This window comes from Streptomyces sp. NPDC032161 (genome assembly GCF_040636995.1).
GTDB lineage: Bacteria > Actinomycetota > Actinomycetes > Streptomycetales > Streptomycetaceae > Streptomyces.
The window spans coordinates 1-16,585 of record NZ_JBEZVN010000067.1 but is presented as its reverse complement, the minus strand read 5'-3'; the positions used below and the strand labels follow the sequence as shown (position 1 = coordinate 16,585).

The 16,585-nt window shown below is 72.5% G+C and carries 2 protein-coding genes; both read left to right on the top strand.

Annotated features, from left to right (window positions below; all coding sequences use genetic code 11):
- Positions 1 to 15: 15 nt before the first annotated feature.
- A complete protein-coding gene (locus tag AB0E67_RS35390; protein ID WP_362034819.1) occupies positions 16 to 3,663 on the top strand; it encodes an amino acid adenylation domain-containing protein in 3,648 nt (1,215 codons plus the stop codon).
- Between the two features lie 209 nt (positions 3,664 to 3,872).
- Positions 3,873 to 16,585, top strand: a 12,713-nt coding sequence (locus AB0E67_RS35385; protein ID WP_362034817.1) for an amino acid adenylation domain-containing protein, incomplete at its 3' end; no start/stop codon positions are given.

The window sequence follows — 16,585 nt, the reverse complement described above, 5'->3', positions numbered from 1 at the left end:
CTCGATGTTGCGGCGGTGCGTGAGCATGCGGCTGGTCTGTTGCCGGAGTACATGGTGCCGTCGGCGTTCGTCGTTCTGGACGAGCTGCCGCTCACCGTCAATGGGAAGGTGGACCGCAGGGCGCTTCCCGCGCCGGAGGCGGAGGCGGGGGAGGAGTACGTCGCCCCGCGCACCGATACCGAGCGTGCCCTGGCGGGTATCTGGGCGGATGTCCTCGGCGTCGAACGGGTCGGCGTGCAGGACGACTTCTTCGCGCTGGGCGGCGACTCGATCTCCAGCCTGAAGGTCGTCTCGCGGCTGCGCGGTGCCCTGGGCACGGGTCTGTCACCGCGTGCGCTGTTCGACCACCCGACCGTCGCCGCCCTGGCCGGGCAGGTCGCCGGGGACAAGCCGGAGGAGCCGGGGATCCTCCCCGCGCCCCGGACCGGACCGCTCCCGCTCTCGTTCGCCCAGGAACGCCTCTGGTTCCTCAACGACTACGATCGGGACGGCGTCGAATACAACGTCGTCACCGCTCTCCGGCTCACGGGCGAGCTGGACGTCGTGGCGCTGCGTGCGGCCGTGGCCGGGCTCGTCGCCCGGCACGAGGCCCTGCGTACTACCTTCGACTCCGTCGACGGCCGGGGCGTGCAGACCGTGCACACCCCGGGCGACCTGAAGGCGCCGGTACGCGAGACCGGACTGGACGAGGCGTTCCACGAGGCCGTCTCGGTTCCGTTCGACCTGGTCGCGGGCCCTCTGTTCCGGGTCCTTGTCGCACGGCTCTCCGAACGGGAGCACGTCCTCGTCCTCGCGATGCACCACATCGTGACCGACGGCTGGTCCATGGGCGTGGTCACCCGCGAGCTGAGCGCGCTCTACACCGCCGCCGTACGCGGCGAGGAAGCCGACCTCCCGGAGTCCCCGGTCCAGTACCCGGACTTCGCCGTCTGGCAGCGTCGGCGCCTCGAGGCCGACGGTGCACTCGGCGAAGAACTCGCCTATTGGAAGACGAAGTTGGCGGACCTCGAACCGCTGGAACTGCCCACCGATCGGCCGCGCCCCGCCGTGCGGGGAACGGGCGGCGCCCTGCACGCATTCGACGTGCCGGCCGCGCTCACCGACCGGCTCACGGAGGCCGGGCGGACCCGAGGGGCGAGCCTGTTCATGTCCCTGACCGCCGTCACCCAGCTGCTCCTGTCCCGGTTCGCCGGACGCCGGGACATCGCACTCGGGACCGTCGTGTCCGGACGGGAGCGGGCCGAACTGGAGAACCTCGTCGGCTTCTTCGCCAACACGCTCGTCCTGCGGACCGAGATCGACGAGACGCGCAGCTTCGACGACCTGCTGACGCGGGTGCGCGGTACCGTGCTGGACGCGTTCGCGCACCAGGACGTGCCGTTCAGCCGGCTCATCGAGGAACTGGCACCCGAACGCGACACCTCCCGCACCCCGCTCGTCCAGGCCATGCTGGTCCTGCAGAACACCCCGCGGCCGGAGTTCGAGCTGCCGGGCGTGCGTGTCACGGAGTTCGTGCCGCCCCGCGACACCGCCCAGTTCGATCTGCACCTCGAGTTCCAGCCGGGCCGCGACGGCGGTCTGGAGGCCGTCATGGTGCACAGCGACCTGTTCGACGCGGCCACCGCGGACCGGCTCGCCCGGTACTGGCTGGCCCTGGCCGAGGCGCTGACGGCCGCGCCCGGGCTGCCGCTGCGCGACCACGACCCCATGGACGCCGCCGAGCGCCGCATGCTGCTCGACTCCTGGAACGAGACCGGTGACCCGGGCGTCCCCGCCAGGTCCCCGCTCACGCTGTTCGAGGAGCGGGCGCGGGCGGTGCCGCAGGCGCCGGCGGTCACCTTCGGGGACACCACGATCGACTACGGAGAGCTGAACGACCGGGCGGAGCGGCTGGCCGGGCGGCTCGCCGCCCATGGCGTGGGCCCCGAGTCACGCGTGGGGCTGGTGCTGCCGCGCTCGATCGACCTGGTCGTGGCCGTACTCGCGGTGCTGAAGGCGGGTGGCGCGTACGTGCCCGTGGACCCGGCGGCCCCGGCCGACCGGATCGGCTACATCATGGAGGACAGCGCGGCACAGCTCGTCGTCACGCATCCGGACGTACGGGACGTCCTGCCGCCCGACGCGGCGGCGGACCGGCCGCTGCTGGTCCTCGACGGCGATGCCCCCGACGCGGGCGTCCCCGCCGCCGGGCGGGCCCGCACCAGCGGGCCGCTGTCCCCGGAGTCCGCCGCGTACGTCATCTACACCTCCGGTTCCACCGGTCGCCCCAAGGGCGTGGTCGTCACCCACGGCAACGTGGCCCGCCTCCTGGCCGCCGCCCGCGAGGACTTCTCCTTCGGCGCCGAAGACGTCTGGACGATGTTCCACTCCTACGCCTTCGACTTCACCGTCTGGGAGCTGTGGGGCGCGCTCGCGCACGGCGGCCGGCTCGTGGTGGTCGACAAGGACGTCGCCCGCTCGCCCGCGGACTTCGCCCGGCTGCTGGACCGCGAACGGGTGACGGTCCTCAATCAGACGCCGTCCGCCTTCTACCGCCTCGTCGAGGAGATCGACCGGATCGGCGGCGGACTGCGCGAACGGCTGGCGCTGGACACCGTCGTCTTCGGCGGCGAGGCGCTCGACTGGACCCGGATCGGCTCCTGGGTGGAGCGCTCCGGTGTCGACGGGCCCCGGCTGGTCAACATGTACGGCATCACCGAGACGACCGTGCACGTCACCAGCCGTCCCGCCGAGGCGGCCTTCGCCCACGGGGGATCCGGGAGCGTCATCGGCCGGGCCATGCCCCACCTGCGCGCCTACGTCCTGGACGACGCGCTGCGGCCCGTGCCCACCGGCGTGCGCGGCGAGCTGTACATCGCGGGCGGCGGCCTCGCCCGCGGCTACCTGGAGCGGCGCGGGCTCAGCGCGGTGCGGTTCGTCGCCGACCCGTACGGCGAGGCGCCCGGGCACCGCATGTACCGGACGGGCGACACGGCCCGTTGGAACGCGGCCGGGATGCTGGAGTACCTGGGCCGCAGCGACGACCAGGTGAAGATCCGCGGCTTCCGCATCGAACTCGGCGAGATCGAGGCCCAGGTCGTCCGGCATCCGCTGGTCGCCCAGGGCGCGGTGGTCGTCCGCGAGGACCGGCCCGGCGACCGCCGGCTCGTGGCCTACGTCGTTCCGCGGGCCGACGGCGACCCGGCCGCGGCGGTCGAGTCGTTCGACGACCGGCCGCTGCGGGAGGCCCTGGGGGCAGCCCTGCCCGACTACATGGTGCCCGCGGCCTTCGTCCCGCTCGAACGGCTGCCGCTCACCGTCAACGGCAAGCTCGACCGCAGAGCGTTGCCGGCCCCGGAATACGGCAGCCGCGCCGACCACGTCGCGCCGCGCACCCCCACGGAGGAGGCTCTCGCCGAGATCTGGTCGGAGGTGCTGGGGCTCGAACGGGTCGGTGTCGAGGACGACTTCTTCGGCCTGGGCGGAAACTCGGTTCTGAGTCTTCGCGTCGTTGCTAGGGTCCGAACCGTGTTCGACATCAACCCCTCGGCCCGTGTCATGTTCGACCACCCGACCATTGCGCTGCTCGCCCGGCAGGTCGAGGAGTTGATCATCGCGGAGATCGAGGAAGCGATGGCCGCGGAGGGAATGGACCTCGATCTCATGGACGGCGATCCGGAGTAGTCCGGGCGCGGCACCGCACGACAAGGGCGTCGTCGCGCGCAGGCAAGGCGCGACGACGGACGACACACGACACGTACGACACGTGTGCGCGACCGACTGGGCGAGCGAGAAGCGAATCCGGTCGGTCGCGCACACGCGCCTTTCCCTGCCCCGCGGCCGGGATTCCGAACGACATTCGTTGATGCTTGATGTGAGTGAGGGAGCTTTCCATGGACGCCGCGTCGTCGCGTGAGGGCCGCATCGATTCGCTGCCGGAGCACGTGCGGGAGAAGCTGCGGCAGCGGCTCGCGGGACGCGCCGGCTCCGCCCGTCGCACGGGCATCGAACCTGTCGACCGTTCGGAAGACCGCCCGCTGCCGCTTTCCTTCGCGCAGCAACGGCTCTGGTTCCAGGGGGAGTACGAGCCCGACTCCACCGAGAACCACTCCGGCCTCGCCCTGCGGCTGACCGGCACCCTCGACACGGCCGCGCTGCGCGGAGCCGTGGACTCCCTGGTCACCCGGCACGAGGCGCTGCGGACGGTGTTCGGGGCGGAGGACGGCGTCGCACGCCAGATCGTCCTCCCGGCCCGGGACGCCGTCTCCCGCACACCCTTCCGCCACATCGACCTGACCGCCGACGCCGGGCCGGCCGACGGCTTCGCGACCGCCGACGCCGGGACACTCGGCGTCAAGGCCGCCGACGTGGCCGCCCTCGGCGTGGAGGCCGTCTGCGACCGGCTGTTCACCGCCGCCATGGACGAGCCCTACGACCTGCGCACCGGCCCCCTCCTGCGGGTCCTGCTGGTCCGCACGGGCGCCGACGAGCACCGGCTGCTCCTGGCGATGCACCACATCGTCACCGACGGTGCCTCCATGGAGATCGTGGTCCGCGAACTGCGCGTCTGCTACGCGGCCGCCCTGCGCGGCGAGTCCGCCGCGCTCCCGCCGCTCCCGGTCCAGTACGCCGACTACGCCGCCTGGCAGCGCGCCCGACACGCCGACAAGTCCTTCGACCGGCACCTGGGGTACTGGCGCGACCGCCTCGTCGGCCTCGAACCGCTCGCGCTGCCCACCGACCGCCCTCGTCCGGCGGTCCGCCGCGGCATCGGCGCCGTTCACACCTTCACGCTGCCCGCCGACGTCGCCGCGGCTCTCCACGACCTCTCCCGCACCCGCTCCACCAGCCTCTTCGTCACGCTCACCGGCCTCGTGCAACTGCTGCTCGCCCGATACAGCGGACAGGACGACATCGCGGTCGGCACGGCCGTCCCGGGACGCGAACGCGCCGAAGTGGAAAACCTCGTCGGGTTCTTCATCAACATCCTCGTCCTGCGCTCCGGAATCGACCGCGACGCCTCCTTCGCCACCTACCTCGACGGCGTCCGGGAAACCGTGCTGGAGGCGTTCGACCACCAGGACGTCCCCTTCGAGCGGCTCGTGGAGATCCTCGCACCGGAGCGCGACACCTCCCGCACCCCGCTCATCCAGTCCATGGTCGTCCTCCAGAACACCCCGGCGGAGTCCATGGAGTTCGAAGGACTTCGCGTCACCCGCGGAAACCTGGCCCGCCGCCAGGCCCCGTACGACATCAGCTGGGAATTCGAGGAGTTCGAGGACACCGGCGCGCCCGAGGAGGGCCGGACCGGACGCCCCGGCCTGCACTGCGCCGTCGAATACGACGCCGACCTCTTCGAACCGGCCACCGTCGAACGGCTCGGCCGCCACTTCGTCGCCCTCGTCCGCGCCGTCGCCGCCGCACCCGACGCCCCCCTCGCCGCGCACGACCTCCTCGACGCGGGCGAACGCGCCGCCGTCACCGCCCTCGGCACCGGCGACACCCGCCCCGAGGCCGCCCAAGGCGTCATCCCCGCGCACTTCGCCGAGCAGGTCGCCCGGACCCCCGACGCCCCCGCGCTCACCAGCGGCGGTCACACACTCGCCTACCGCGAACTCGACGAGCGCGCCAACCGGCTGGCCCACCACCTGATCGCCTCCGGGGTACGCCCCGAGGAGCCCGTCGCCGTCTGCCTCACACGCCGCGCCGACCTCGTCGTCGCCGCCCTCGCCGTCCTCAAGGCAGGCGGCGCCTACCTGCCCGTCGACCCGGCGCTGCCCGTCGGCCGCGTCTCCTGGATGCTCGGCGAGAGCCGGGTGCGGACCACCGTCACCGAACAGTCCCTCACCGCCCTCGTCACCGACGCGGCCACCGACGCGGACAGCCCCGTCACCACGGTCGTCGTCGACGAACCGGTCACGACCGACCGTGTCGCGGCCCTCCCCGCCACGGCCCCCGAAGCCGTCGCCGCGCTGCGCCCCGACAACGTCGCGTACGTCATCTACACTTCCGGATCCACCGGCCGTCCGAAGGGCGTCCAGGGCCTGCACGCCGGACTCCTCAGCCGCTGGGCCTGGTTCGCCGAGACCCACCCCCGATGGCGGGCCTCCGTCGTCTGCGCCAAGAGCTCCATCGGCTTCCTCGACAGCGCCACCGAGATCCTGGGCACCCTGCTCCACGGCGGTCACGTCGTCCTCGCCACCGACGAACAGGCCAAGGACCCCCTCGCCCTCGCCGCCCTCGTCGCCGAGCACGCCGTCGAACGCCTCACCCTCGTCCCCAGCCTGCTCTCCGTCCTCCTCGACGAGGCCGACCCGGCCGTTCTCGCCACCTGCCGCTGCTGGATCAGCAGCGGCGAACCCCTCAGTCGCGCCCTCGTCGCCCGCTTCGCCGAGCGGCTGCCGCAGGCCACCCTGCTCAACCTGTACGGCTCCTCCGAGATCAGCGCCGACAGCGTCGCCGCGACCGTCGCCGCCGAAGGCTCCACCGATCCGGCGGGTGTCCGCATCGGCGCCCCGCTGTGGAACAACGGCGCCCACGTCCTCGACGAGCGGCTGCGCCCCGTCCCGCAGGGCGTCGCGGGCGAGCTGTACATCTCAGGGGCCGGACTCGCCCGCGGCTACGACGGCCGCCCCGCCCTCACCGCCGAACGCTTCGTCGCCGACCCGTCCGGCGACGGCGGACGGCTCTTCCGCACCGGCGACCTCGCGCGCTGGACCGCCGACGGCGCCCTCGAACACCTCGGCCGCGCCGACGACCAGGTGAAGGTCCGCGGCTTCCGCATCGAACCCGGCGAGATCACCGCCGCCCTGCGCAGCCACCCCGACGTCGCCGACGCCGCCGTCGTCGTCCGCGACGACCACAACGGCGTCGCGCGCCTCGCCGGGTACCTCGTCCCCGCACCCGGCCGGCCCGCCCCCGACCCCGCCGCCCTGCGCGACCTCGTCCGCCGCGGACTGCCCGACTACATGGTCCCGTCCGCCTTCGTCACCCTCGCAGCGCTGCCCACCACCTCCAGCGGAAAGCTCGACCGCCGCGCCCTGCCCACCCCGGAATGGGCCGAGACCGCCGCGTACGTCGCCCCCCGCACCGCCACGGAAGAATCCCTCGCCGCCCTGTGGAGCGAGGTCCTCGGCGTCGAACGCGTCGGCGTCGACGACGACTTCTTCGCCCTCGGCGGCCACTCCCTGCTCGCCACCCGCGTCGTCAGCCGCGTCCGCGAACGCCTCGGCGTGCCCCTCGCCGTACGCGACCTGTTCGACACCCCGCGCCTCGCCGACCTCGCCGCCACCGTCGAAGCCGCCACGAGCGCGGCCGGGACCGACGACGCGGCCCCTGCCCGCCCCGAGCCGCGCATCGTCCCCGTCCCCAGGACCGGCCCGCTGCCGCTCTCGTACGCGCAGGAACGCCTCTGGTTCCTGGAGGACTTCGCCCCCGGATCCGTCGAATACAACGTCTCCGGCACCCTCCGCCTCACCGGCGACCTCGACCGGGCCGCCCTGCGCACCGCCGTGGACGGCCTCGTCGCCCGCCACGAATCGCTGCGCACCACCTTCGGATCGGTCGGCGGACGCGGCGTCCAGCACATCCACCCCGCCGAGGACGTCGTCGTCCCGCTCCGCACCGTGCGCGTCGACACCCCCGAGGAACTCGACGCCGCGCTCGCCGCCGAGGCCGCCACCGCGTTCGACCTGCGGACCGGCCCGCTGCTGCGCGTGCTGCTGGCGCGGCTCTCCGAGCGGGAGCACGTCCTCGTCCTCTCGATGCACCACATCGTCACCGACGGCTGGTCCATGGGCGTCATCACCCGCGAACTCAGCGCCCTCTACACCGCCGCCGTCCACGACACGAGTCCCGAACTTCCCGAACTCCCCGTCCAGTACCCCGACTTCGCCGTCAGCCAGCGCGAGCAGCTGGCCGGGGACGCCCTGGACGACCAGCTCCGCCACTGGCACGAGCGGCTCGACGGCCTGGAGCCCCTGGAGCTGCCCACCGACCGGCCCCGCCCGGCCGTGCGCACCTCCTCCGGCGCCCTGCACACCTTCGACGTCCCCGCCGACCTCGCCGCCCGGCTCGCCCGAGCCGGCCAGGACCGCGGCGCGAGCCTGTTCATGGCCCTCACCGCCGTCACCCAGCTGCTGCTCGCCCGTCACAGCGGGCAGACGGACATCGCCCTCGGCACCGGAGTCTCCGGCCGGCAGTCGCCCCAGGTCGAGGACCTCGTCGGCTTCTTCGTCAACACCCTCGTCCTGCGCAACCGCATCGACGAGAGCGAGACCTTCGCCCAACTCCTCGACCGCACCCGCGACGTGGTCCTCGACGCCTTCGCCCACCAGGACGTGCCGTTCAGCCGGCTGATCGAGGAACTGGCCCCCGAGCGCGACCCCTCCCGCACGCCGCTCGTCCAGGCCATGATCGTCCTGCAGAACACCCCGCGCTCCTTCTTCGACCTCCCCGGCCTGCACGCCGAAGCCGTCGAATCGGTGCGCAACTCGGCGCAGTTCGACCTCACCTTCTCCTTCGCCGAGCAGGACGGCCGCCTGCTGGCGGGCGCCGAGTACAGCACCGACCTGTTCGACGCCGCCACGGTGGAGCGCCTCTGCCGCCAGTGGCTCGACCTGGCCCGCCTCGTCTGCGGCGCCCCGGACCGCGCCCTGGCGACCGTGAACCACCTCGCCGACGACGAACTGCGCCGCATCGCCGACGTCTGGGGTGTCTCGACCGTCGGTTCCGGAGCGACCCCGCTCACGCTCCCGGAGCTGCTCACCGCGCGAGCCGCCGAGGACCCGACCGCCGTCGCCGTCGAACACGGCGACACCACCCTCACCTACGCCGAGCTCGACGCCGCCTCCGCCCGCGTCGCGAGGCTGCTGACCGCACGCGGCGTACGCGCCGAGGCGCGCGTCGCCGTCGCCGTGCCCCGCTCCGCCGACTGGCTCGTCAGCCTGCTCGGCGTCATGCGCGCAGGTGGCGTGTACGTACCCGTCGACCTTTCGTGGCCGGCCCAGCGACTGGAATTCGTCCTCCGGGACTGCGACGCCCGCCTGGTGCTGTGCGCCGCCGAGGACGCGGCAGGCGCCGTGGCGAGTGAGGACGGTCGGACCGTCCGGGACGTCCTCCGGCAGAGCGGCACGCCGGTCGTCCACCTGGACGGGACGACGGCGCCGGAGGCGTCGGAGCCGGGCCGGGAAGTCATCGGCGACGGTGCCGGCGTGGACATCGACGACCCGCGGGTCCGCGTCGACGCGGCGGCATACATGATCTACACCTCGGGCTCCACCGGCCGCCCCAAGGGCGTCGTCGTCACCCACCGCGGCATCGCCGGCTTCGCCGCCGCCGTGGTGGACCGGCTGCGGGTCGGGCGCGACGCACGGGTGGTCCAGCTCGCGTCCGCGGGCTTCGACGCCTCCGTCATGGAACTGCTGATGGCCCTCGGCGGCGGCGCCGCCCTCGTCGTCCCGGACGTCCCGGGCCCCGTCGTGGGCGACGCGCTATTCGGGGTCTTCCGCGACCGGCGGATCAGCCACACCCTGATCCCGCCGACCGTCCTCGGCACCATGCCCCCCGGCGATCTCCCGGACCTCAGGGTCGTCGCCACCGGCGGCGAGGCGTGCGGTCCGGAGCTGGTCGCCCGCTGGTCGCCCGGCCGGACCATGGTGAACGCGTACGGCCCGACCGAGGTGACCATCGCCGCCTCGATGAGCGGCGCCCTCCTACCGGGCGCGGGCGCCCCGCCGATCGGCGAACCCGTCGCCGACGCGCACGTCGCCGTCCTCGACCCCTGGCTCCGCCCCGTGGGAGTGGGCGTCGCCGGTGAACTGTACGTGTCGGGCCCGGGCCTCGCCCGCGGCTACCACGGCAGGGCCGGGCTGACCGCCGAGCGTTTCGTCGCCGACCCGTCCGGCACCGGCGGCCGGCTCTACCGCACCGGTGACGTGGCCCGCTGGCGGGCCGACGGACAGCTGGAGTACGTGGGCCGCGCCGACGACCAGGTCAAGCTGCGTGGCCTGCGCATCGAACTGGGCGAGATCGAAGCCGTCGTCGCCCGCCATCCGCAGGTCGGCCAGGCTGCCGTCATGGTCCGCGAGGACCGTCCGGGAACCCAGCGGATCGTGGCGTACGTGACCATCGACGCGGGGACGGAGCCGGTCGGCACGGAGGCGCTGCGCGCGCACGCCGCCGCCGAACTCCCCGCGTACATGGTGCCGTCCGTGTTCGTCCTGCTCGACTCCCTCCCGGTGAACTCCAGCGGCAAGGTCGACCGCCGGGCCCTGCCCGCCCCGGAGGCCGAGAGCGACGGCGGACACGTCGCCCCGCGCACCGACACCGAGCGCGCGCTGTGCGCGATCTGGGCCGACGTGCTCCGGGTCGAACGGGTCGGCGTGGAGGACAACTTCTTCGCCCTCGGCGGCGACTCCATCCTCAGCATCCAGGTCGTCACCCGCGCCCGCCAGGCCGGACTCGACCTGACCTCCCGCGACATCTTCGCCCGCCAGACCGTGGCAGCCCTCGCCGCCGTCGCGGGCACGCCCGGAGCGGGCGGCGCCGACGGCGGGACCGCCGAACAGGGCCCGGTCTCCGGCGAGGTCGGCACCACCCCGGTGCGCGAGTGGTTCTTCGAGACCCACACCGTCGCCCCCGGCCACTTCAACATGGCCATGGACCTCGAACTCCCCGCCGAGACGGACCCGGCGGCGCTCCGCGAGGCCGTACGGGCGGTGCTGTCCCAGCACGACGCGCTCCGCTCGACGTTCACCCGGCCGGCCGACGGCTCCTCCCGCTGGACCGGCACGATCACGGAGACCGCCGAAGCCGACCGGTACGTCACCGAGCACGACCTGACCGCCGCGCCCGACCAGGACATCGCCTGGTCCCACCTGGTCGCCGAGACCCAGTCGAGCCTGGACCTGGAGCACGGCCCCCTCGTCCGCTTCCTCGTGGGCCGACGCGGAGCGGAGCGGCACACCCGGCTCCTCGTCGTGGCCCACCACCTGGTGGTGGACGGCGTGACCTGGCGCATACTCCTCGACGACCTGCGCTCGGCGTACGAGCAGGTCGCCGCGGGCCGCACACCGGACCTGGGCCCGAAGACCACCTCCGTGCGCCAGTGGGCCGACACCCTCGCCGCGCACACCCGCGACGGTGGCTTCGACGACCAGCGCCCCTACTGGACCTCCGTTCTCGACGGTGCGGACCCCGATCTGCCGCGCGACTTCCCCCCGGCGACCGGCGACGCCCGCGACGCGCACGCCGTCGTCGAGAACACGGTCGGTTCACTCCGCTCCGTGTCGGGCGCTCTGTCGGTGGAGGAGACGGAGGCGTTGGTCCAGCGGGTGCCGGCGGTGTACCGGACGCAGGCGAATGATGTGTTGTTGACGGCGTTGGCCCGGGTGTTGCGCGGGTGGACGGGTCGTGATCGGGTTCCGGTGTCGTTGGAGGGGCATGGTCGCGAAGAGTTGTTCGAGGGTGTGGATCTGACGCGGACGGTGGGGTGGTTCACGTCGGTGTATCCGGTGGCCCTGGGGTTGTCGGGTGAGGACGTGGACGGTGTCGACACGTGGGGTCGTGATCTGAAGTCGGTGAAGGAGCAGCTGCGCGCTGTTCCGGACCGGGGCGTGGGTTACGGGGCGCTGCGTTACCTCGGCGGTGGCCTGGAGGGCCGGGCCCTGGACGACCCGCAGATCACCTTCAACTACCTCGGCCGCCTGGACATGGCGAACACCGACGGCGCCGCCGAGGCGGGGGAGGCCGGCTGGTACCGCTCCGCCGCCCTCAACCCCGGTGGCGAGCACAGCCCCGACGAGCGCCGCACCAGCCTGATCGACGTCACCGCCGGTCTGGCGGACGGCCGACTGGTCTTCTCCTGGGCCTATTCGGCCGATGTGCATCGTGAGGAGACGGTGCGGGGACTGGCGGAGGCGTTCGCCGCGGAGTTGGTGGCGTGCGTGGCGCATTGCGAGGGCGAGGGTGCGGGCGGGTGCACTCCGTCGGACTTTCCGCTGGTGAGGCTGAGCCAGGCGGAGGTGGACCGTGTCGTCGGCGACGGTCGTGGGGCGGAGGACATCTATCCGCTGACGCCGTTGCAGGCGGGGATGCTGTTCCACGCGTTGGCGGAGCCCGACTCGCCGGCATATCTGGAGCAGTTCGTGTTCCGGGTCGACGGTGTGACGGACATCGAGCGGTTCGCACGGGCGTGGCAGACGGTCGCGGGGCGTTCGGACGCGCTGCGGGTGTCGCTGGCGTGGGAGGGCCTGCCGGAGCCGGTGCAGGTCGTCCACCGCGACGTGACGGTTCCGGTCACCCTCCTCGACTGGACGGATGCCGACGACGCCGGGCAGGAGACCCGGCTGCGCGAGTTCCTGGACACCGACCGGGCCCAGGGGATCGACCTCGCTTCCGGACCCTTGATGCGGGTGGCGTTGGCACGAGTGTCGGGTGACGCGGTGCGGGTCGTGTGGACGTTCCATCACGTGCTCCTGGACGGGTGGAGCACGGCGGCGCTGGTCCCGGACGTGCTGGCCGCCCATGCGGACGAGGCCGGCGCCGCGGCGAGGGTGTCGCGGGGTTCGTTCGGCGAGTACGTGCGCTGGCTGGCAGGTCAGGATGTGGTGGCGGGCCGGGCGTTCTGGCGTGATCGGCTGGCGGGTGTGACGGAGCCGGCGGCGCTGCCGTACGACCGTCTGCCCGGTGAGGTGGAGCGGGGCCGGTCGAGCGGTCGGGTGCCGGTGGTGCTGGATGCCGCGGTGGCGGGCCGGGTCGGTGGGTTCGCGCGGCGGCATCGTCTGACGGTGAACGCGGTGGTGCAGGGGGCGTGGGCGCTGCTGCTGTCGCAGTGCGCGGGTGTGTCCGCGTCGTCGGCGGATGTGGTGTTCGGGACGACGGTCTCGGGGCGTCCGGCGGATCTGCCGGGCGTGGAGGACATCCTCGGCCTGTTCATCAACACGGTGCCCGTGCGGGTGCGGGTGGATACATCGGCGTCGGTGGTGTCGTGGCTGGAGGGCGTCCAGTCGGACCTGGCGGAGTCGCGACAGTACGAGTACGTGGCGTTGTCGGACATCGAGACGGATCTGCCGGCGGGTGTGTCGCTATTCGACAGCCTGGTGGTGTTCGAGAACTACCCGGTGGACGCGGCCGCCGCCGAGGGGCATGGTCTGTCGGTCAGCGGCGTCCGGGCGGTCGAGTCGACGAACTACGCGCTGACGCTGATCGCCGCGGCAGTGGGCGAACGGCTCGACATGACCCTCGCCTACGATGCCGCACTCCTCGAGACGAAGACGGCCGAGCTGATGGCGGAGCGGCTTGCGCACGTCATCACGACGCTGCTGGAGAACGCCGGGACCGACCTCGGCCGCCTGGAACTGCTCACCTCGCAGGAGCGTACGCAGGTCCTGGACCGGTGGTCCGACGGCGGTGGCTCGGCCGTCGCCGATGCCTCGGTCGTGGCCGCCTTCGCGGAGCGGGTGGCTTCGGGTCCGGGTGCGGTGGCGGTGCGGTGCGGTGATGTCGCGCTGACGTATGCGGAGTTGGACGAGGCGTCGGATCGGCTGGCCGGTGTGCTGGTCGAGCGGGATGTGGTCGCCGAGGCGCGGATCGGGCTGCTGTTGGAGCGGTCGGTGGACGTGGTGGTGGCGATGCTGGCCGTGCTGAAGGCCGGCTGTGTGTACGTACCGCTGCACGCCTCGTACCCCGAGGACCGGCTCCGCCAGGTGCTCGCCCAGTCGGGCAGCTGTGTGGTGGTGACGGACCGGGACGTCGCCGAGGTCGGCGGTGTGCCCACGGTTCCTGTGGGTGCGGCGCCGGTCGGCCCGGTCGCGGCTTCGCCGCGGGTCTCGTCGCGGTCTCTGGCATACGTGATGTTCACGTCGGGGTCGACGGGTGTGCCGAAGGGCGTGGCGGTCACCCATGGCGACGTCGTGGCGCTGACGGCGGACAGCCGTTGGGGTTCGGGTGCGCATGGGACGGTGCTGTTCCATTCACCGCATTCGTTCGACGCGGCGACCTACGAGGTGTGGGTGCCGTTGCTGAACGGCGGCACGGTCGTGGTGGCCGAGGCGGAACTGAGCGCGCCGGCCGTCCGGGACGCCGTGGCGTCGGGCGTGACGGGGCTGTGGGTGACCGCGGCTCTGTTCGGCGTGCTCGTGGAGGAGGACCCTACGTGCTTCGCGGGTCTCCGGGAGCTCTGGACAGGCGGCGACGCGGTTCCCGCTGCGGCTGCCCAAAGCCTGCTGGAATCGTGCCCCGAGCTGGTGCTCGTCAACGGCTACGGTCCGACGGAATCCACGACCTTCGCGGTGTCCGGCCCCCTGGCGCCGGAGGACGTGTCCGGTGGCTCGGTGCCGTTGGGCCAGGCCATGGACAACACCCGGGCCTACGTGCTCGATGCGTCCCTGCGGCCGGTCGGCGTCGGTATCGCCGGTGAGCTGTATCTCGGTGGTTCCGGTCTGGCGCGTGGTTACGACGGCCGTGCGGATCTGACGTCGGAGCGGTTCGTCGCGGATCCGTTCGGTGACGGCGGCCGGCTGTATCGCACGGGTGACGTGGTGCGCTGGCGTGAGGACGGCCGCCTGGACTTCCTCGGCCGTGGCGACGGTCAGGTCAAGATCCGCGGCTTCCGCATCGAGGTCGCCGAGATCGAAACCGTACTCGCGCGTCATTCTTCAGTGGGTGTGGTGTCGGTCCAGGTCCGGGAGGACCGGCCGGGCGTGAAGCGCCTGGTCGCCTACCTCGTCCCCGCTGTCGGGGGAGACATGGACATCGTGGCGGTGCGTGAGCACGCCGCGTCTGCCCTGCCGGAGTACATGGTGCCGTCGGCGTTCGTCGTTCTGGACGAGTTGCCGCTGACGGTCAACGGCAAGGTGGACCGGAAGGCCCTGCCCGCGCCGGAGTACGAAACGGCGGAGGAGCACGTCGCGCCGCGCACCGATGCCGAGCGCGCTCTGGCCGCCATTTGGGCGGATGTTCTCGGGGTCGAACGGGTCGGCGTCCACGACGACTTCTTCGCCCTGGGCGGCGACTCCATCTCCAGCCTGAAGGTCGTCTCCCGGCTTCGGGGCGTCCTGGGCACGGGCCTGTCCCCGCGCGCACTCTTCGACCACCCCACCGTCGCGGCGCTCGCCGGGCAGATCGCCCTGGACGAACCGGCCGACGAGGCCGGCGTGCTCCCAGTGCCGCGCACCGGCCCGCTTCCGCTGTCCTTCGCCCAGGAACGCCTCTGGTTCCTGCACGACTTCGACCGGGAGGGCGTCGAGTACAACATCACCGGCGCCCTGCGTCTGAAGGGTGACCTGGACGTTGCTGCGCTGCGTGCGGCCGTGGCCGGGCTCGTCGCCCGCCACGAGGCCCTGCGTACGACCTTCGACTCCGTCGACGGCCGCGGTGTCCAGACCGTCCACGCACCCGAAGACATCGACGTTCCGGTGCGGACCGTGGCGCTCAGCGCTCCGGAAGACCTGGACGCGGCGCTCGCGGCCGAGGCGGCGATACCCTTCGACCTGCGCACGGGCCCGCTGGTCCGGGTGTTGCTGGTCCGTCTCTCCGTGCGTGAGCATGTGCTGGTGCTCGCGATGCACCACATCGTGACCGACGGCTGGTCCATGGGCGTGATCACGCGCGAGCTGAGCGCGTTGTACGCCGCAGCTGTGCGTGGCGAGGAAGCCGTTCTGCCGGCGCCGCGCATTCAGTACCCGGACTTCGCGGTCTGGCAGCGCCAGCATCTGGCAGGAAACGCGCTCGACGGCCAACTCGACCACTGGCGTGGGAAGCTGGCCGGTCTGGAGCCGTTGGAGCTGCCGACGGACCGGCCGCGTCCGGCCGTGCGCACCTCGGCCGGCGCCCTGCACACGTTCGAGGTTCCGGTGAGCCTCGTCGACCGGCTCAGGGCGGCGGGGCAGGAGCGTGGGGCGAGCCTGTTCATGGGGCTGACGGCGGTGACGCAGTTGCTGCTTTCGCGATACAGCGGCCAGCGGGACATCGCGGTCGGCACAGCCGTCTCGGGTCGTGAGCGCACGGAGCTGGAGAACCTCGTCGGGTTCTTCGTCAACACCCTTGTCCTGCGTACCCGGATCGACGACGCGCGGACCTTCGGCGAGTACTTGGACGACGTGCGGTCCACGGTGCTGGACGCGTTCGCGCATCAGGACGTGCCGTTCAGCCGGCTCATCGAGGAGCTGGCTCCCGAGCGTGACACCTCCCGCACCCCGCTCGTCCAGGCCTTCGTGTCCCTGCAGAACACCCCGCCCGGCGAATTCCGCCTCCCTGGCCTTCAGGCGACGGAGCACGCGGTGCCCCGTGAGGCGGCTCAGTTCGAGCTGGGCCTGCACTTCCAGGAGACCGACGGTGGCGGTCTCGCCACAGTCGTCGAGTTCAGCACCGACCTGTTCGACCGGACCACGGTCGAGCGACTGTGCCGCCACTGGCTGACGCTTGCCGAACAGCTTCTCGCGGACCCCCGGCTCAGGCTCTCGCGCGCCGGGATGCTGGAGGCGGACGAGCTGGAGCAGGCGCTGCTCGGCTGGGTGGGTCCTGGTGTGGGTGTGGGTGGTCGTTCGGTGGTGGAGTTGGTTGCGGAGCGTGTGGCGGCTGTTCCTGGGGCGGTTGCGGTGGTGTG